This is a genomic window from Tessaracoccus aquimaris (genome assembly GCF_001997345.1).
Classification (GTDB): Bacteria; Actinomycetota; Actinomycetes; order Propionibacteriales; family Propionibacteriaceae; genus Arachnia; species Arachnia aquimaris.
Genome location: NZ_CP019606.1, coordinates 2,358,345 through 2,377,206 on the forward strand (window position 1 = coordinate 2,358,345; position 18,862 = coordinate 2,377,206).

Below are 18,862 nucleotides of genomic sequence, written 5' to 3' on the forward strand. Positions count from 1 at the left end.
CCCGTAACCCAAGAAAGGCAGCTATGCCCGAACTCAACCCCATCGCGACCGCCATCATCGGCCTGGTCGTGCTCGTCGTCCTCGTGGGGCTCCTGATCGCGAGCCGCTACAAGGTCGCCAAGCCGAGCGAGGCGTTCATCATCACCGGCCGTAAGGGCAAGGAGGTCCGCAACCCGGAGACCGGGCTCGTGTCGACCGACCTCAGCGGCCAGAAGGTCGTGATGGGCGGCGGCGTGTTCGTCGTCCCGTTCATCCAGCGCCTGCACGTGCTCGACCTGTCGTCGCGCCGCATCATGGTCACCATCCGTAACGCCGTCTCCGGCCAGGGCATCAAGCTCAACGTCGACGGCGTCGCCATCGTCAAGGTCGGCGGCAACGAGGACTCGATCCGCGCCGCCGCGCAGCGCTTCCTGTCGCAGCAGGACGAGATCGAGCCATTCACGCAGGAGACCCTCGCCGGTTCGCTGCGTTCGATCGTCGGTTCGCTGACGGTCGAGCAGATCATCCGCGACCGCGCCGCGTTCGCGCAGCGCGTCACGGACGAGTCGGAGTCGTCGCTGACCGGTCAGGGTCTGGTGCTCGACACCTTCCAGATCCAGGACATCACCGATGACGGCACCTACCTGAGCGACCTTGGTCGCCCCGAGTCGGCGAAGCTGGGCCGGATGGCCGCCGTCGCCGAGGCCGAGGCCCGCCGCGAGGCGGAGCAGGCCCAGATCGCCGCCGAGCAGCAGATCGCCATCGCGCAGCGCGAACTGGTGCTGAAGCAGGCCGAGATCCAGTCCGAGACCGACGCCGCCCGCGCGACCGCGGCCGCGTCCGGCCCTCTCGCGCAGGCCGACCGTGACCAGGCCATTCTGCAGGAGCAGGAGAAGGTCGCCGTCGCGCAGGCGGCCCTGAAGGAGCGCCAGCTCGACACCGAGGTCCGCCGCCCGGCAGACGCCGAGCGGTACCGCGTGGAGACCGAGGCAGAGGCCAAGCGCAACGCGGCCATCTTCGGTGCCGATGCCGACAAGGCAGCGTCGATCGCCAACGCCGAGGCCGAGGCCGAGAAGGCTCGCCTGAGCGGTGTCGGTGAGAAGTCGCGTCGTTCGGCGCTCGCGGAGGCCGAGGCCATCGAGGGTGCCCGTCGAGGCGAGGCCGAGAAGGCACGTCGTATCGCGGAGGCCGAGGCGGTCCGCGCCGAGGGCGAGGCCAAGGCGGCCGCGGTGCTCGCGGTCGGCCAGGCCGAGGCCGAGGCGATGGACAAGCGTGCCGAGGCGTTCCAGCACTACAACGACGCCGCCGTGCTGCAGATGCTCATCGAGGTGCTGCCCGAGATGGCCGAGAAGGTCGCAGCGCCGATGGGCAACATCGACAAGCTGACGGTGATCTCCACCGACGGCGCGTCGACGCTGCCTCGCCAGGTCACCGACAACGTGATGCAGACGATGCAGATGGTCAAGGACACCACTGGCTACGACCTGACCAGCATCCTCGACCGCTTCACCAAGAAGGACGAGCCAGCCCGCGCCGACATCGTCAAGGGCGACGTCGCCGAGTGACGCGTCGCTGAAGCAACCGGACGCGCCGATCCCCGCTGGGGGTCGGCGCGTTCGTCATGTTCGGGGTGGGTTGGGGCTTGAGCATGTTTGGTTGCTCGTTTGCGTTTGGATCGTGAAAACGTGGCCCGGACGACAACGAGTTACCAAACATGCTCAACGCATGACGTGCACCGAGACACCGGACGCGCCGAACCCCGCTGGGGGGTCGGCGGGTTTGTCACGCTCGGGTCGGGTGGGATTTGAGCATGTTTGGCTGCTCGTTTGCGTTTGGATCGTGCAAATAGCGCTTGGACGACAACGAGTTACCAAACATGCTCAACGCCAGACGTGCACCGAGCGTCACGCGGGAGGCGCGGGGCGGGTCAGCGGGGGTCGCGCCGGGCGACGGGGGCGGCCGGGAGGCGGAGCGAGATCCGGGTGCCGACCCCCGGCTCCGAGGTGATCTGGGCGGTGCCGCCGTGGCGCGCGAGGATCGTCCGGACGATCGACAGTCCGAGGCCGGACCCTTCGACGGGGCGCGGGTGCTGCCCCGAGCCAGTTCCTCCCACATCTGGCCGACGGCCGCAGGAGGGATGCCCCAGCCGGTGTCGTTGATGTCCAAGTGGACGACGCCGCCGCCTTCGGTGGCCCGCACCTCGATCCGCGCGCCCGGCTCCGAATACTTGACGGCGTTGCTCAGCAGGTTGAACACCGCCACCGACAGCAGGTCGCGGTCGCCGATCACCGGGGGCACCGGCCACGGCACCTGAGGGAACTCCACCGAGATGCGCCGGTCCGACGGCGGGAGCACCTCGATGGCCTCGTCGACGACGTCGCGCAGGTCGACCGGTTCGCGCTCCAGTGCGCGGGTGTCCAGGTCGACCAACTTCGCCAGGTCCCCCACCAGCGTGCTGAGCCGTCGCGCCTGGGCCGACACCACACCCATCGCGGGCCCCGGCGTGGGCTGCGCGGCGAGCGCGGTGCGGATCGCGGTGACGGGGTTCTTCAACTCGTGGTCGAGGCGGCGCATGAAGCGGTGCCTGGCCTGGCTCTCCTGGTCGCGCACCCGCGCCTCGACCGCGGCCTCGCGGCGCGTGGCGCGTGACCGCAGTGCGCGCGCCCCGAGCCAGGCACCGGACCCGACCACCCCGGCGAGCGCGATGGTCAGCGAGAGCCGTGTCGAGAGGATCAGCCAGGTGTCGGCGCCGGCCACCAGCAGCCCAGCCGCGATGATCCCTGCGACGACGACCGGGGCAAGCGCGACCCACCAGGCGCGCCTCATCCGCCGCGCACCGGGGAGATGAACCGGTATCCGCCGCCCGGGACCGTCTCGATGAGGCGAGGCTGGCCCGCATCGTCGCCCAGCACGCGGCGCAACTCCGCGACCCGGTGATCGACGGCGCGCGACGACACGGCGAACTCATAGCCCCACAGCGTCTCCAGCAGTCGCTCGCGGGTGTGCAACTCGTCGGGATGGCTCATGAAGTACTCGAGAAGCAGGCTCGCCCTCGGCGTGAGGACGACCTCCCGACCCGCGACGAACACTCGCCGGGCCGTCCGGTCGAACTCGACACCGTCGGCCACGAGACGCTTCGCGGAGGCGAGGGTGCGCTCCCCCGGCGTGGTGCGCCGCAGGACGGCACGGATCCTCGCGATCAACTCCGGAGGATCGAACGGCTTCGCCAGGTAGTCGTCGGCGCCCTCGTCGAGCGCCGCCGACTTCTCGAACGACCCGTCGACCTGGGTGAGGAGGATGACCGGCGTCCAGTCCTGCCTGGAGCGCAGTTCGCGCACCAGCGAGCGGCCGTCCCTGCGTGGCATCAGCACGTCGCTGACGATGATGTCGACGCCTCGCACTGCGAGGGCCTCCAGCGCGGCCTCGCCGTCCGGGGCGCACTCGACCCTGAACCCGGAGCGCTCCAGGTACGGCGCAAGGGTCGTGGTGATCGCCTCCTCGTCGTCGACCAGGAGGATCGAGGAGGACATCATCGAGACGCCGAGGCAGCGGACATGGGTCAGATCCTAGAAAGCCCGGGGCTCATGCCCCCGCAGCCACCGCGACGGAGCCGATGGACGCGTCGGCGACCGTCGGAGATCCAGATTCCCAGTTCACGACCGACCCGTTGCCGTCCTTGGTGATGCTGACGGCGTCGATGGTGGTGGCGAGCACCGCCGACCCGGTGCCAGCGACGGTGAGCTTCCCGATCCCCTGGCCCACCACGATGGAGCCGTTCCCGGTGATCTCGACCTCGTCGCAGTCGGCCGTCACGGCCACCACGACGCCGGTGCGGTCGACGAGGACCTTGCCGGAGGCGCAGTTGTCCTCGGTCTCGACGGCGGCGAGCAGGGTCGCCCGGTCGAGGTCCTCGCTGAGCTCGGCGGTGGTCGGCGCGGGGGACTCCGACTCGTCGGTCGGCTCGTCAGAGGGGGCGTCGGTCGGCTCGTCAGAGGCCTCCTCCGTCGGCTCCTCGGACGGCTGCGCCGGGGTCGGCGCCTTGGTCGCGGCCTGCGTCTCCGCCGGTGAGGAGGGCGCCTGCGACGCCTCGGCCGGGCCGTCCGCGGTGGTGAGGCTGCAGCCGGTCCCTACCAACAGGGTCGAGCAGGCGGCCACTGACAAGGCGATACGTGTGATGCGGTTCATAGGGACAACCCTAGAAACGGCGAGGCTCACGTAGGTGTCGGCGCTGTCGCAACCATGTCGCAGATCCGCGACATCGTTCACCGTTCTTGCGCCAGCCCTTGAACAAGGTTCTTCAGCTCACGCACTTCCCGCCTCAGGTCCTCGATCCGTTCCTCGGAGGCGGACGACGCGGAGGTGCTTTCGAGCGAGACGCGCTCGACGATCCACGATGCGAGCGTGGCAGTGACCACGCCGATCAGCCCGACCCCGCCAACCATGAGTCCAGCTGCCACGGCCCGGCCTGTTCCAGTGACGGGGGCGTAATCGCCGTACCCGACGGTCGTCATCGTCACGAAGGACCACCAGAGCGCCTCGCCGAATGACTGGATATTGCCGCTGCCTCCCTTCTCGGCGTCGAGGACAGCCAGCGCAGCCAGCAGAAGGATCAGGATCGTTGCCCCGATGGTGTAGGCGACGACCTGGCCCCGGAGACGCGAGCCAGCATTTCGCTGGATCAGCGCAACGATGGTGAGGAACCGCATCAGGCGAAGGGGGCGCAGCATCGGCAGGGCGACAACGGCGAGGTCCAGCAGGTGCGCTCGGAACCAGCGCCAACGGTTCTCGGCCAGCGAGAGTCGCACGATGTAGTCCACCAGGAACAGTGCCCAGGTGCCCCACAACACGGTGGCGGTGCCGATCCCGGGCCTCCACACGATCTCCGTCGCATAAGCCACCAGAAAGAGGCACGTGGCCACTATCAAGGGCCACTCCAGCATCTTGTCCCAGCGTTCAAGCCGCGCGCCAAACATGCCTGATTATGGGACACCGTCAGCAGCAAACAGCAAACCGTTCGAGTTCGGCCCCCCTCGACATGATCGGGGGACGGACCCGACGCCAGGGCGATCTACTCCTCCGGGTCGTCCTGGGGTGCGTCGGTGCGCTGGTCGATCCAATCGGCCTCGTCGACCAGGTCGGGCCCTCCTTCGGGCGCGACCTGGTCGTCGGCAGGGTCGGCCGAAGCCTCCTGCGCGGCGCGGTCGGTCTCGTCGAACTCAATCTCGGATGTCATCGCGTGCCCCTTTCCGCCTGCCCCGAGACTACCCGTGGGCCTCCCGAGGCGGGCGGGGTTCGCATGGCCGGGGGTCAGCTCGACATGATCACCTTCCACGGGCGGGCGAGAAGGACGAGCAACTCGTTGACGACGCTGCCGTCCTCGTCCTGGGCCATGTTCACGACCTCGACGGCGGTGGCGGCGTCCGGGGTGTGCACGACGGCCATCCCGGAGCCGGGCCGGTCTACCAGGGGCCCCGCGGCGACGAGCACCCCACGTCGCCCGAGTTCCCTCAGGAACCGGCCGTGCAGTGCGAAGTCGGGCGACGTCATGACCCCGCCGGGCGGGGCGGCAGGACCGGCCTGGTGCTGCAACACCAGCCAGACGTCGTCGGCACCGCCGGGCGATCCCGCGTAGTCGGCCAGCCTGCACATCACCTTGCGCCAGCCGGCCCGGTAGTCGGCCCGGGCGCCCGTGGGGTTCGGCCAGCCCTGCCAGCCATCGTGTTCGAGCGTGATCAACGTCCCGGCCTGTGGCACGCCGACGAAGGTCACCACGACACGCGTCGACTCGGAGGCCTCACGTCCGGGATGCCAACTCAGCTCCAGGCGCGACCCGTGCTGGGTCGAGATCACCTCAGCCCACCTGGTCTTCCTGCCGTCGGGCGCGGTCTCCACAATGTGGTCGCCGACGAAGGCGACGCTCGCCCCCGCCCCGAAGCAGCTGAACCCCTCAACGGGCCACCACGCTCCGATGTCATCGATCCAGAGCCGGTAGGCGTCGGCGGGGTCCCCACCGACGAGGATCTGACGGCGTACGGCGGAAAGGGTGGGCATATGGACGCTCCTCGCTTGATGGTTCACGGGCGGACACGATCGGCGCGTCCCCCTGGGGCGCGCTCGGGTACGCCCAGCGCGCCCCTCGCGCACGATGGCGCACGCGCCCTCCCTTGCGCCACACCCATTGGTGTCACGCCGGGACGGACCCACCCCGTCAGGTGGCGGCCAGCGACGACAGCCTCCGACGCATCCCCTCCGCGTACTGGCCCGCCTCCAGCCCCGCGACAAGGTGCCATACCCCTGGGGAGACCTGCACAGCGCCCGAAAGCCCCGCCCGTCTGAGCGCGTCGGCGTCGACCAGTGCGTCGTCGCGAACCTCGACCCGGACTCGAGTCTCGGCGATCGGTTCCACGCTGAGGATGTTCTCCTCGCCGCCCAGCGCGGCCACCCACTGCTTCGCCTGGTTCGACTCGACGTCGCCGACCACGATCACCCGCGGCTCGGCGGCCGCAGCCTCGTCCTCGGCGCCCTGACGGCGGGCGGCCGCCTTCTGCTCAGGGGTGCGGTAGTCGAAGATGATCACCATCAGCATCGACGTCAGGAATGCCGCCCCGATCGCAATGGCGTAAAGCGGAATGTTGGAGAAGGCGGGGATGGTCAACAGCGACGTGAACACGAACGCCTGCGTCGTGACGCTGCCTCCGAAGCCGAGGATCAGTCCGCCGACCAGACAGCCGAGCAGCATCCGCGGGTAGATCTTCTTGTATCTCAGGTGGATGCCGTACAGGGACGGCTCGGAGATGCCGCCGAGCAGGCCCGCCGCGAGCGCTCCGGTCGCGGTCTGGCGCATCTGCACGTCGCGGTCCCGCCAGGCAAGGTACAGCACTCCGGCCGTGGCGCCGAAGCAGGCGAAGTTCCAGGCCCCCATCGGGCCCTGGATGAAGTCGAAGCCGAGCGTCTGGATGTTGAGCAGCATCACGGCGTTCAGCGGCCAATGCAGGCCGAGCGGCACCATGAACGGGTAAGCGAGCGGAATGATGATCGCGAAGATGAAGGGGCTGAACCCGTTGATCGCGCCGAGGCCGCCTGCGACCCAGGCTCCGATGAACACCCCGAGCGGGCCGATCAGGAAGGCCGTCAGCGGCAGCATGATCAGCATCGCCAGGAAGGGCACGAAGATCAGTTGCAGGTTGTCGGGGATGATCTTCTTCAGCAGCTTGTACAGCGGCCCAAGCAGGGCGGCCATAAGGAGCGGCGGGAAGACCTGCGAGTTGTAACTGAAGATCGTCAGCGGGATCCCGAAGACGTCGATCAGCGTCACGTCACTGCCCGCGATGGTGGCCGAGTATGCGGCCTCGGACGCGCCGAGCCCTGTGAACCCGGGCAGCATCACGAGCGCCATGATGGCGAAGCCGACCCATGGGTCCGCGCCGACCTTCTTGCTCGCGTTGTAGGCGACCATCAGGGGCAGGAAGACGAACACCGACTGCCACAGCAGGTTGACGAACTGCCAGGACGGGGGCAGTTCGACGCGAGGGTCGGCCCAGTTGCCGATGACGCCGAGCGTCGACATCAGCGACATGAACGTGATGAACAGCGAGGCACCCAACAGGGCCCGAGGATCGGACGGAACGAGTCGGAGAGGAACTCGAAGAACGAGTCGATCCAGGCGAACCTGCCGCGCACTCCCCCGGATCGCGCGGCGGCCTTGACCTCCGCGTCGCTCAGTTGGCGCTTGTCCTGCATCGAGGGCAGGTCATTGATGGCCTGGTAGGTGTTCTGGACGGCGCCGCCCATGATCACCTGGTAGCGGTCGCCCGCCTGGGGAACGGCGCCCATCACGCCCTTGATGGACTCGACCTTCGGGGTGTCGACGCCGGACGCGTCGGCCAGTTGGAACCGTAGGCGGGTGGCGCAGTGGGTGAGCGAGACGATGTTGTCGGGTCCTCCGACCGCCTCGACGATCTCTTCAGCGGTGCTCATGGTCGCTTCCTTCACTCATCGATGGTCGGGACGAGGGACCGGACTTCCTCCGGTGTTGAACAGGTGACGGCCTTCGCGGCCAGTCGCCGGCAGTCCTCAAGCGACACGGACCGGACTGCGGCCTTCACGGAGGGGATCGCCGGGATGGAGCAACTCAACTCGTCGACGCCGAGGCCGACAAGGATCGGCACGGCCTGCGGGTCGGACGCCACGCCGCCGCAGACACCGAGCCACTTGCCGCGAGCGTGGAGCGCCTCCGCCGCGTCACCGATCAGGCTGAGGACGGCCGGGTTGCACGGGTCGACCTGCGAGGCGAGCTTGGGGTGGCCGCGGTCCATGGCGAGCGTGTAACTGGTCAGGTCGTTGGTGCCGACGCTGAAGAAGTCGCAGCCCTCCTCGGCGGCGAACTGCTTGGCCATCACGGCCACCGACGGCACCTCCATCATGATCCCGAGAGAGACGGGTCGCGCTGGTGGATGGGCCGCGACGACGTCGTCGAAGATCTGTTTCGCGGCCCGCCAGTCGGCGATGGTGGCGATCATGGGGAACATCACGAACAGTTCGGCGCCGTGCCCGGCGGCGGCGAGGATCGAGCGCAACTGGGTGCGCAGCACCTCCGGCTTCTCCAACCCGACGCGGACGCCGCGGATGCCGAGGAACGGGTTCTCCTCGGCCGGGATCGGCAGGTAGGCCAGCGGCTTGTCGCCGCCTACGTCGAGGGTCCGGATCACGAGCGGATCGCCCCGGCGCAGCGCCTTGGCGCAGTCGGCGTAGACCTCAGCCTGGTCCGCCTCGGTGGGTGCGGTGGAGCGTCCCATGAAGACGAACTCGGAGCGCAGCAGGCCGACGCCCTCCGCGCCCATGCCAGCCGCCTGGACGGCGTCCTCGACACCCCCGATGTTGGCGACGACCTTGACCCGGTGACCGTCGGCGGTGACGGCGGGCTCATGCTTGCGCGCGTCCTCGCGTGCCTTCCGTTCCGCCAGCCTGCGCTGCCTGCCGAGGATCGCCCCGATCTGGTCCTCTGTGAGGTTGAGTTGCAGCGATCCCGCCGTGCCGTCGAGGACGACGCGGCTACCGTCGGGCACGTCGAGGGCCGCCGTCTCGATTCCGGCGACCGCGGGGATGTCGAGCGAGCGGGCGATGATCGCCACGTGCGAGGAGGCGCCGCCGCCTGTGGTGGCGAACCCGACGACCTTGGTTCGGTCGAGTTGGGCGGTGTCGGACGGGGTGAGTTCCTCGGCGATCAGGATCGCCTGGTCGGGAAGCGCCCTCCGCTCGCCCCGCTGCCCGGTGAGTTCCTCCAGGACGCGCTGGCCCACGTCGCGCACGTCGTTGGCCCTTCCCGCCAGCACCTCGTTCGAGAGCCCGCGAGTTGCTCGGCGAAGGAGTTGTAGGCGGCGCGCCACGCGAACGGGGCGCTCTTGCCCTTGTCGATGGCGCTGACGGCGATGTCGAGCAGTTCGGGGTCCTGCAGGATCTCGCGGTGGGCGGCGAAGATCGCGGCCTTGTCCGGTGAGGCGTCGCGCTCCAGTTTCTGCTGCAGGGCCGACAGGTCGAGCAGCGCCCGGTCGATCGCCGCGTTCAACTTGCGGCGCTCCGTGTGGTGGTCGTCCCCCGTCTCGGCGACCTCGATGTCGTCGTGGCGCAACTGCACCACCGTTCCGACGCCGAGCCCCGGCGAGGCGGAGACGCCGAGCAGCAGGTTCGGGTCGCCGGAGCGCGGGCCCTTGGCTGGCTCCGGCTCGGGCAGCGGCTCTGGGACGATCGCGGGCATGGGCGCCGTGTCCTCGGTTCCCGCGCCGGGCGGCACCTCCTCGCCGAGGCCCTCCTTGATGGCGGTGGCGATCGCCGCCACGGCGGCATCGGAGTCGGGGCCGTGCGCGGTGACGACGACCTTCTCTCCCCTCCCGACGGCCAGGCCCATGATCGACACGATCGACTTGGCGTTCGCGCTGTCGTCGCCTCGCCGCAGCCTGATGTCCGAGCGGTACCGCTTGGCGAGGTTGACCAAGGTGGCCGTCGGGCGGGCGTGCAGGCCCGTCGGGTTCGGGATGATCAGCGCCTCCGAGGTCGCAGTCGTCGCGGTGCCTCCGGTGTCCTTGACGTCGTCGTCCTCCCTCAGTTCGACGCTCGCCGCGATGTCGCTGCCCGCGATGACGAGGCCGGTGGCCGCTTCGATGCCAGCGACGCGCTCCATGTTGGTGATCACGACCTGGGTGAGCAGCGACTTCGCGGCGCGGGCGACGGCGTCCATGTCGAACTCGATGAGGGGGTCGCCGACGGCTACGGTCGCCCCCTCCTTGACCCGCGGAGTGAATCCCTCGCCGAGCAGTGAGACGGTGTCGAGGCCGATGTGCATCAGGATCTCCAACCCGTCCATGGTGCGAAGGGTGATCGCGTGATGTGAGGGCTGCAGGTCGATGACCTCGCCCGCGACGGGGGCGACGAGCACGTTGCTCAGCGGGTCGACCGAGAATCCGTCACCGACCATCTTCTTGGCGAAGACGGGGTCTGGAACCTGGTCAAGGGCAAGCATCACGCCGGTCAGCGGCGCCATGATCTCGGTTCGGGTGATGGTCTGCGGCTCGCTCATGTGCCAGTCTTCCCGTCGGGCGCAGGCTGCGAACCCCCGGCAACGCTGCGCGGTGTAGTCCGGAGCCTAGTCAGCAAGCTTTGCCGAAACGCGGGATATGCCGAGAAAAGTGCACAAAAGTCGATCCCGCGTCGCCATAGACGAGTGGGACTCCGCACATGCGGTGTATGGATGCCGTCCGATCCCGGCGCCGGCAGCCCCCGCACGGCGTCGTGACCGGTCCCATTGTGCGCGCCGCAAGGGCAGACGGACGCAACCGCTGCCCAAGTGGCCTCATCCTTTCGGCTATGAAATTTGCGTTCTCTGCAGTATTCACCGCAGGGGTGAGGTCGCACCCGTCTCGGGCGCAGCGCTCGTGTTGCAGTGCCGAGAAACCGCTGTTTAAGCTCTCGCTCAGAGCCGCAGCATCACACTCTCCCTGACGTGGGGGTGACGGCCAGTTGATCGACAAACCGATTTACACCCGCCCCATCGAGGAGCCTCTGATGCCTTCATCCCTAACGAGCCCTGGTTCGGCGCGCCTTCGTGCGCGCCGGAACCGCCCGGCCGTGCTGGTCGTCGCCAGTGCACTGGCCGTCTCCACCTTCTTCATCCCCACCGCCGACGCCGCACCCTCCGACCGTTCGGAGGCCAGGGCCGCTCTCCTGGAGGCGGACCTGCTGTCCATCGACCTCGCGGACCTCATCACCGTCGAGTCGGGGACACCCAGCGACCCGGCCGAGCGGCGCGCCACCATCGACGCGGCGCTGCTCGACCGGGCCGTGGCACTCAACCTTCCCGCCTTGAGCGTGCCGCTCATCTCCGACGGCGACAACGAAGGACTTCTCTACCTCGGTGACGGCGCGGCAGCAGGCCTGCTCAAGGGCTACGCATACGCACCGAACGCCGCCACCGCGACCGCCGCCAGCGGCGCGCTGACCGATGCAGGTGCCATCGACCTCGCCGCCGGAGCAGGCGACGGCGGCGTGGCACGACTCGACCTGACCGGGTTGACCGACCAACTGGGGGTTGACGGCCTGACCGACCACCTCGTCGACCGCCTGGCGCTGGAACTGGGGGCGCTTGCCTCATCCGCGCACGCGCAGACGGGCTCTGCCCCGACCAGCGACTACCTGCTCGCGGGTGCTGTCCTCAAGCTCCACAGCCCTGCCGTCGCGGCACTGGGCGACGAACTGCGTGAGGCGGGCGAGTCGATCGAGACCGCCGTCAACGCCACCTTCGGACCGGGCGGCGCCCTCTCTCAGGCGCTCGCGGCGCTCGACATCGCCCCGGTGAACCTCGGGCTCGCCTCGCTCGACTTCGGGTCACCGCAGGTGAGCTTGACCGCGGACCTGTCCGGCATCTTCGACGACCTCCTCGGCAGTCCTCTCGTCGGTAGCAACGGGGTGGTCGTCGACCTCGCCGACGGCACCATCTCGGTTGACCTCGCCACCCTTGCTGGTGGGCTCAACGATCTGCCGGCGAACACGCAACTGCTGACGACCGCCCAGATCGGCACCATCCTCGACTCGGTCTCAGAGGTGCTCGACGACGCCGTCACCGAGACGGTCTCGTCCCTGGTCACCCGGCTGGGCGCCACTCAACTCGAGGTGACCTACACTCCGGCTCTCTCCGGCTTCCTGATCTCGGGCGCCCTGCAGATCAAGGCGGCGGGCACGCTGGCGGGCTTCGCCGGGGATGGACCGGCCCCGCTGCTCACCGCCACAGGCGAGGTCAGGGTCGCCGGCGCACCGATCGCCCTGGCTGGGCTCCTGGATCTGATCCTCGCCCCTGTCAGGGCCACGGTCCTTCCCGCGATCAGCCCGATCGCGGCGGGGCTCCTGTCGCCTGACGCGCAACTCTTCCAGCCCTTGACCACCGCCGTCGTCGGGACCCTCGATGCACTCTCGCCGGTCCTGACCCCACTCCTGAGCCGGATCGTCGAGGTGACGGTGAACTCCCAGAGCACCGCGTCCAACGGGGCCTTCACGGTCCGGGCGCTGCAGGTGACGTTGCTGCCCGAGATGGGAGCGGTCGTGCTTCCTCTGGCGGCCTCGACGGTTCGGGTCGCGCCCGCGGTGATCACGGGGATCGACCCCGACCACGGCCCTGAGACGGGCGGAACCGCGATCACGATCACCGGGGTCGGGTTCACCGGCGCGACGGGCGTCACGATCGACGGGAAGCCTGCCACCGACGTGGTGGTCGTCAACGACACCACCGTCACGGCGGTGACGCCTCCGGGCGTCGTCGGGCCCCGCGAGGTCATCGTCGTGCTCCCAGGGGAAGACTCCGCCCCGGGCGACTTCACGTATGAGCCTGTGGTGACCCCGTCGCCGACCGCAACTCCGAGTGCGTCGGGCAGCCCGACCGCGTCGGCCAGCGCCAGCGCCACACCGTCTCAGACCGCCAGCCCGACGACTCACCCATCGGGAAGCCCGAGCCCGGGCACCGGCCCCTCAAGCGGCGCCAGCGGCACGCCCACGCAGAAGCCGGGCGGGGGCGTGCGCCCGGGAGTGCCCTCGACGGGCGCCGACGGGGCAGCCCCCGTGGCGGCCATCGCGCTGCTGGCGGCGGCCGTCGGATTCGCCCTGCGCCGTTCGAGGCGCATCCACTGACCCCGGTCGGGGCGGCTCTTCGGTGATGCGAGGGTCGCCCCGCCCGGCAAGCCTGCCGTCGGCGAGGTCTGTCGACGTGGTGGGTGAACCGTCACGGATCGATCCCCCCAAAGAGCCGTGACGGATAATCAAACGAGCGGGCCCGGTCACGTTGACCGGGCCCGTTCCACACTGTTCAGCGAGCGAGGAGTTCCTGCGCGATGCCGTCGAGGATGTCGGACTCGCTGACGATGATCTTGCGGGCAGGAAGCCTCCGCACGATCTCGGCGAGGATCATCGAGCCGGCCCCGATCACAGCGGCCCTCAGCGGGGGTAGCAGGGGGTTGGCGGCGATCTGCTCCGTCGTCTGCTCCAGCCATCGGAGGTTCGCCTCGTCGATGGCCGCCAACGTCAGGATGGTGCCGTGCACCGCGTCTCGGGAGTAGGTCGCGAGGTTCAGGTGATCGGCCGCGACGCTGGTGACCGTCCCCGCCACCCCGATGCTGGAGGCGACCGCCGCGAAGTCGGTTCCCGATGCGTCGAGTTGCGCGTTGACGAACGCCCGGGCGGCCGATGTCTCCGCGGGCGTCGGCGGCTCGGTCGGCAGGAAGCGTTCCTTGATGCGGACGGCGCCGATGTCGAGGCTGATGGCCGAGACGATGCGCTCGTCCGACCCGACCACCACCAGTTCGGTCGACCCTCCGCCGATGTCGAAGATCAGTGTGGGGCGCGGCGAGGTGACCCCACTCAGCACGCCTGCGGAGGACAGTCGCGCCTCCTCGTCTCCCGAGATGACGTCGACGCCCACGCCGAGCCGGTCCCGCACCCCCGACTCGAAGACGTCGCGGTTGCTGACGTCCCTGGCAGCGGACGTTGCGACGAAGCGGACGTCGTCGACCCCGTGCTCGGCGATCAGGTCGGCGTACTCGTCGAGCACCGCGAAGGTGCGCTCGAGGGCCTCAGGGTGGAACTCGCCCGTGGCATCGACCCCCTGGCCGAGCCGAGCGAGCCGGGTCTGGCGGGTAAGTTCCTCCACCTCGCCGTCGCCGTGGCGCTCGAGCACCAGGAGACGCACGGAGTTGGTGCCGCAGTCGACGGCGGCGACGGTGCGGCTCACAGTGTGTCCTCTGCCGTGTCTGCGACGCACGCGTCGTGCCAATCGTCGCCGATCAGGTCGAGGGCCTCGTCGCCGAACGGGTTGACCCCGCGGCCCGCAGCCAGCGCGTGGCCGACGAGCACGTGGAGGCACTTGACCCGCATGGGCATGCCGCCCGCGCTGATGCCGTCGATCTCCTCGACGTGGCCGAGCGCCTCGCGGTCGGCGAGGTAGGCCTCGTGGGCTGCGCGGTAACGGGCGGCCAACTCGTTGTCCTCGGCGAGCCTCTCGCTCATCTCGCTCATCAGCCCGGAGGCCTCGAGCGTCGACACGGCCGAGACAAGGCGCGGGTTCGTGAGGTAGTAGGTGGTCGGGAATGGTGTCCCGTTTGGCAGCCTCGGCAGCGTCTTCACGACTCCAGGCTTGCCACACGGACAACGCCAGGAGACCTCGACGACGCCGCGCGGTTCGCGTCCGAGTTGCGCCTCGACGATGGCGAGGTCGTGGTCGGTGATCTGGGTCACGTTCTTCCTAGCTAAGGGGTCGGGCTGGGCGAGGGCTGCGGGTTCGGCGCGGTCGAGCCGCCGGTGTCCTCCCCCGGCGTGTCTGCCAGTTGGACCGAGCCCCACATCTTCTCGTACCAGGTCCCCGGCGCCTGGTCCTGATCGTTCATGGTGGCGCCCTCGAGTGGCTTCCCGTCGGCGCCGATGACGTGGTAGCCGACCTCGCCGGGCATCACCCAGCCCAGCCGCACCCTCGCGATGGACTTGACGTACTCGTCGTCGTTCCAGCGCTGCAGCTTGTCCTCAAGGTCGGCGATCCGGTCCCGCTCGGCCGCGATCTTCGCGCGTTCCTGGCCTAGTTCCTGCGCCTGGGTGAAGTAGACCCGCAGCGAGTTGGCGAGCACAAGCGAGATGCCCGCGATCACGACGACCAGCACTGCCAGCCGCCAGGTGGCGGTCATCGCCCGCTGCGCGCGGGGGCGGGCATCGGCGCATCGGACAGCGCCTCGGAGACGTCGCGTGGCTCGAGGGGCTGCACGCGCGGCCGGCTCGTACGCTCCCCCGGACGCGCAGTGGTCCGGGTCCGCGGGGTTCCGCGGCCCGGACCACTGGTTGCCGGAGTGTTACGAGGGGTTTGAGGCACCCGTCAAGTATTCCTCAAGCCCCAACTTTCTCAGCCCTTGAAACGCGGGAACGCCGAACGGCCGGCGTAAACGGCCGCCTCGTCCAGGTCGTCCTCGATGCGAAGCAGCTGGTTGTACTTCGCGACACGGTCGGTGCGCGCGGGGGCGCCCGACTTGATCTGGCCGCAGCCGAGCGCGACCGCGAGGTCGGCGATCGTGGTGTCCTCGGTCTCGCCCGAGCGGTGCGACATCATGGTGCGGAAACCGTTGCGGTGAGCGAGGTCGACGGCGTCGATGGTCTCGGTCAGCGAACCGATCTGGTTCACCTTCACCAGCAGCGCGTTGGCGGTGTCGGTGTCGATGCCCTTCTGCAGGCGGGTGACGTTGGTGACGAACAGGTCGTCGCCGACGATCTGGACCTTGTCGCCGAGGCGCTCGGTCATCAGCTTCCAGCCGTCCCAGTCTTCCTCGTTCAGCGGATCCTCGATGGAGACCAGCGGGTAGAACTTCACCAGCTCCTCGTAGTAGTCGACCATCTGCTCCGAGGTCTTCTTCTCGCCCTCGAAGTTGTACTGGCCGTCCTCGAAGAACTCGGAGGCGGCGACGTCCATCGCAAGCGCAATCTCCTCGCCGGGCTTGTAGCCGGCGTCGGTGATGGCGGTGATGATGAGGTCAAGGGCCTCACGGTTGCTGTCCAGGTTGGGGGCGAAGCCGCCCTCGTCACCCAGGCCGGTGGAGAGCTGACGGGCCTTGAGGACCTTCTTCAGCTCGTGATAGACGCTCGCACCCATTTCCAGGGCCTCGGCGAACGACTCGGCGCCGATCGGAGCGATCATGAACTCCTGGACGTCGACATTGGAGTCGGCGTGGGAGCCACCGTTGAGGATGTTCATCATGGGAACGGGCAGGATGTGCGCGTTCGGGCCGCCGACGTACTTGTACAGCGGCAGGCCTGCCTCTTCGGCAGCGGCGTGGGCGACGGCGAGCGAGACGCCGAGGATGGCGTTGGCGCCGAGCTTCGCCTTGTTGTCGGTACCGTCGAGCTCGATCATGGCCATGTCGACGAGGCGCTGCTCGTCGGCCTCGAGGCCCAGGATCTCCTCACCGATGACCTCGGTGACGTTCTTGACGGCAGTCAGGACGCCCTTGCCGCCGTAGCGGGACTTGTCGCCATCGCGGAGTTCGACCGCCTCGAAGGCGCCGGTCGAGGCACCCGAGGGGACGGCAGCGCGACCGCTGGCGCCCGAGTCAAGCTCCACCTCGACCTCGACGGTCGGGTTGCCGCGGGAATCAAGAATCTCGCGAGCCTGGATGAATTCGATGGATGCCATGTAGCTCCCTTTCAAAGAGTCGTCTCTTTCACTGGTCAGCCTACCGTTACCGCACCGAGATGCGCCCCTTGGGGTCTATCCGATCTGAGCGTTCGGAGGCCGGCTGGCGGCAGGCTCGGTCGGACCGCCGCGGGCCGCGACCGGCGGGGACGTCGACAGGCCCGCGGTGACGGTCGTACCAGGGGCTGACGAGGGGCGCGATGGGCTGGCCAAGGACCCTCTTCTGGGCTCGGCAGGCTCCTCCTCGCCCGTGATGCCCCGGGTCGGCTCGGCGGGTGCTGGACGTGTCGACGCCCGGTCGCCGCGCTCCCGGGACGCTCAGCCAGCAGGGCCGCTCGTCCGGCAAACGGGACAAGTAGGCGGGACGGCCGGTGGTCGATCAGTCGGCCGGGTGGCCGTCCGTGCCCTCGACCACGCGGACGGTGGCCTCCAGGCGGCGGAGCGCCGCGCGGGCGGCGGCGTCGGCGTCGATCCCTCCCGACTGGGCGCGGGCGATCAGCGCGACCAGTTCGTCTCCAAGCGTCGCCTCGTCGATCGGCTCGTCGGGGAGGTCGAGGTCGACCTGGTGGGACCGTGCCCTCGAGACGACCTTCTGGATCCTCGGCAGCACGTTGAGCGACTCCGCGATGCCGTCCAGTGCGGACGAGCGGCCCTTCTCGGCGCGCTTGCGCTCCTCCCAGGACTGCCACATGTCGTCGGGCACGTCCTCGTCGGCGAAGACGTGCGGATGCCTGCGGATCAGCTTGTCGGAGATGCCGCGGGCGACGTCGTCGAGGCCGAAGCGGCCCTCCTGCTCCGCGATGCGCGCGTGGAAGTAGACCTGCAGGAGCAGGTCGCCGAGTTCCTCGCGGAGGTCGTCGTCGGTTCCGGTCTCGACGGCGTCGACGACCTCAGCTGTCTCCTCGAGGAGGTGGTTGAGCAGGGAGCGGTGCGTCTGCTCGGCGTCCCACGGGCACCGGTCACGCAGGTCGACCATGACCTGCCGCAGCCGCTCCAGCTCGGAGGTCACTTCAAGGTCGCGGCGGCGGGCACCGACAGGGAGCCGGTCGAGGTGAAGAGGGTCGCCTGTGCGGGGTCGAAGCGCCCGTACTGCGGGTTGACGGTGATGTCGGTGTCGGCGAGCGCCTGGGCGACGCCCTGCGCGCCGAGGCTCTGCAGGAGAGAGTTGGTCAGCACGGCGGCGCGGCCGAACTCGTTGCAGTCGGCGTTGGCGAGAAGCGGTGTCGTGTCGATACCGATGCCCTGACCGACCTGGAGGATCTGATCGTCGGGCATCTGGTCGAACCCGTCGATGAGCGGGGCGAGAGCACGCCCGAGGACGAGCGACTGAGCGATGACGCTGCGATTCACCTGCGACTTGTCGACCCCGATCGCGCTGGCGCAGCCGGCAACGGTGTTCTCGACCTCGGTAGTGGTCAGCACGCGTCCGTCGACGACGGCGGCGGTCCCGGACGTGGGGCTGCACGCCCCGAGCAGGGCGACGGCGGCGACGGCGGTAGCGACGCGGATCAGCTTCATCTTCGGTCCTTCATGCGGCAGGGTTCGAACGCGGCGGGCGCGCGTCCGCCAGACTACCGCATGCGCGGGCGCCGACCAGAGACGGCGGAACGCCCACCGGCCGCGTCGGATTCCTGTGAAGATGAGCGAAACAACGGAAGGGGACCAGGATGCCCGAGGCCACCGGAGAGCTACGCGACGGTTCACACATCGCCATCAGCCGCGCCTTCGACGCGCCCATCGAGCGGATCTGGGCGGCCGTGACCGACCCCGCCCTACTGCAGCGCTGGTACGGCACCTGGACCGGCGACCCGGCGAGCGGGGAGGTGACCCTGGCGGTCACCAGCGAGGGCGACACCGAGGGTTCGCCGCTGCGGATCGACGAGTGTCGCTCCCCCGACCTGCTGCGGGTGACGACCCTGCACCCCGTGTTCCAGTGGCGCCTCGCCCTCGAACTGGCCGAGACCGACGGCGTCACGACGCTGACGCTCGTACAGGACTTCGACGAGGGCGACGACGTCTCGTCGATCGGGCCAGGCTGGGAGTACTACCTGGATCGACTGGTCGCCGTCGAGACCGGAGGCGACCTCGCCGAGGTCAACTTCGAGCGCGACTACTTCCCCGCCCAGCAGCGGTACTACCGCGACCTCGGCGAGGCCATGACCTTCTGACGCGAGCCTTCTT

Annotated in this window: 16 protein-coding genes and 2 pseudogenes; 3 read left to right on the forward strand and 15 right to left on the reverse strand. The window is 69.1% G+C overall.

The window, feature by feature from the left end:
• Positions 1-23 precede the first annotated feature (23 nt).
• Entirely contained in the window at positions 24-1,544 is a 1,521-nt protein-coding gene (locus tag BW730_RS11110; protein WP_077686292.1) for a flotillin family protein, read from the forward strand.
• Positions 1,545-1,906: 362 nt separating this feature from the next.
• Here the strand turns inward: BW730_RS11110 and BW730_RS19805 are convergent.
• The 9 genes and pseudogenes from BW730_RS19805 to BW730_RS19360 form a co-directional block, all read right to left on the reverse strand.
• Positions 1,907-2,805, reverse strand: a pseudogene (locus BW730_RS19805) (sensor histidine kinase).
• Positions 2,802-3,512, reverse strand: a complete 711-nt coding sequence (locus tag BW730_RS11120; RefSeq protein ID WP_226996738.1) for a response regulator transcription factor — start codon at positions 3,510-3,512, stop codon at positions 2,802-2,804. Before BW730_RS11120 ends, BW730_RS19805 begins: the two are co-directional and overlap by 4 nt.
• Positions 3,513-3,561: 49 nt before the next feature.
• Complete coding sequence (locus BW730_RS11125; protein WP_145952822.1) at positions 3,562-4,164, reverse strand: hypothetical protein; 603 nt, start codon at positions 4,162-4,164, stop codon at positions 3,562-3,564.
• 77 nt (positions 4,165-4,241) lie between these two features.
• Complete coding sequence (locus BW730_RS11130) at positions 4,242-4,952, reverse strand: potassium channel family protein (RefSeq protein ID WP_077686295.1); 711 nt, start codon at positions 4,950-4,952, stop codon at positions 4,242-4,244.
• A 95-nt stretch (positions 4,953-5,047) separates the two neighbouring features.
• Positions 5,048-5,212, reverse strand: coding sequence for a hypothetical protein (locus BW730_RS18565; RefSeq protein ID WP_158522617.1), 165 nt, complete (start codon positions 5,210-5,212; stop codon positions 5,048-5,050).
• Positions 5,213-5,286: 74 nt separating this feature from the next.
• Positions 5,287-6,030 (reverse strand): SRPBCC domain-containing protein, encoded by a 744-nt coding sequence (locus BW730_RS11135; protein ID WP_077686296.1) that lies wholly within the window; start codon positions 6,028-6,030, stop codon positions 5,287-5,289.
• Between the two features lie 157 nt (positions 6,031-6,187).
• Positions 6,188-7,956: pseudogene (locus tag BW730_RS11140) on the reverse strand (PTS transporter subunit EIIB).
• A gap of 11 nt (positions 7,957-7,967) precedes the next feature.
• Positions 7,968-9,287 (reverse strand): phosphoenolpyruvate--protein phosphotransferase, encoded by a 1,320-nt coding sequence (ptsP, locus tag BW730_RS19355; protein ID WP_226996739.1) that lies wholly within the window; start codon positions 9,285-9,287, stop codon positions 7,968-7,970.
• Positions 9,203-10,552, reverse strand: a complete 1,350-nt coding sequence (locus BW730_RS19360) for a glucose PTS transporter subunit IIA (RefSeq protein ID WP_226996740.1) — start codon at positions 10,550-10,552, stop codon at positions 9,203-9,205. The genes ptsP and BW730_RS19360 overlap by 85 nt, the downstream gene beginning before the upstream one ends.
• A 485-nt stretch (positions 10,553-11,037) precedes the next feature.
• On the opposite strand from BW730_RS19360, the gene BW730_RS11150 reads away from it, so the two are divergent.
• Positions 11,038-13,149, forward strand: coding sequence for a choice-of-anchor G family protein (locus tag BW730_RS11150; protein ID WP_145952823.1), 2,112 nt, complete (start codon positions 11,038-11,040; stop codon positions 13,147-13,149).
• 175 nt (positions 13,150-13,324) lie between these two features.
• Here the strand turns inward: BW730_RS11150 and BW730_RS11155 are convergent, their stop codons facing one another.
• The 6 genes from BW730_RS11155 to BW730_RS11180 all read right to left on the reverse strand — a co-directional run bounded on the left by BW730_RS11155 (position 13,325) and on the right by BW730_RS11180 (position 18,199).
• Positions 13,325-14,245 (reverse strand): Ppx/GppA phosphatase family protein, encoded by a 921-nt coding sequence (locus BW730_RS11155; RefSeq protein ID WP_077686298.1) that lies wholly within the window; start codon positions 14,243-14,245, stop codon positions 13,325-13,327.
• A complete protein-coding gene (locus BW730_RS11160; RefSeq protein WP_077686299.1) occupies positions 14,242-14,748 on the reverse strand; it encodes a DUF501 domain-containing protein in 507 nt (168 codons plus the stop codon). Before BW730_RS11160 ends, BW730_RS11155 begins: the two co-directional genes overlap by 4 nt.
• Before the next feature lie 11 nt (positions 14,749-14,759).
• Positions 14,760-15,188 carry an FtsB family cell division protein gene (locus BW730_RS11165; protein WP_077686300.1) on the reverse strand — a complete coding sequence of 143 codons (429 nt, stop codon included), beginning with the start codon at positions 15,186-15,188 and terminating at the stop codon, positions 14,760-14,762.
• Between the two features lie 212 nt (positions 15,189-15,400).
• Entirely contained in the window at positions 15,401-16,681 is a 1,281-nt protein-coding gene (gene eno / locus BW730_RS11170) for a phosphopyruvate hydratase (RefSeq protein WP_077686301.1), read from the reverse strand.
• A 379-nt stretch (positions 16,682-17,060) separates the two neighbouring features.
• Complete coding sequence (locus BW730_RS11175; protein ID WP_077687634.1) at positions 17,061-17,657, reverse strand: nucleoside triphosphate pyrophosphohydrolase; 597 nt, start codon at positions 17,655-17,657, stop codon at positions 17,061-17,063.
• A 29-nt stretch (positions 17,658-17,686) separates the two neighbouring features.
• Positions 17,687-18,199: a hypothetical protein gene (locus tag BW730_RS11180; protein ID WP_077686302.1), complete on the reverse strand. Its 513-nt coding sequence runs from the start codon at positions 18,197-18,199 to the stop codon at positions 17,687-17,689.
• Positions 18,200-18,348: 149 nt separating this feature from the next.
• Between BW730_RS11180 and BW730_RS11185 the strand changes: the two genes are divergently transcribed.
• Positions 18,349-18,849, forward strand: a complete 501-nt coding sequence (locus BW730_RS11185) for an SRPBCC domain-containing protein (RefSeq protein ID WP_077686303.1) — start codon at positions 18,349-18,351, stop codon at positions 18,847-18,849.
• The last annotated feature ends 13 nt before the right edge of the window (positions 18,850-18,862 follow it).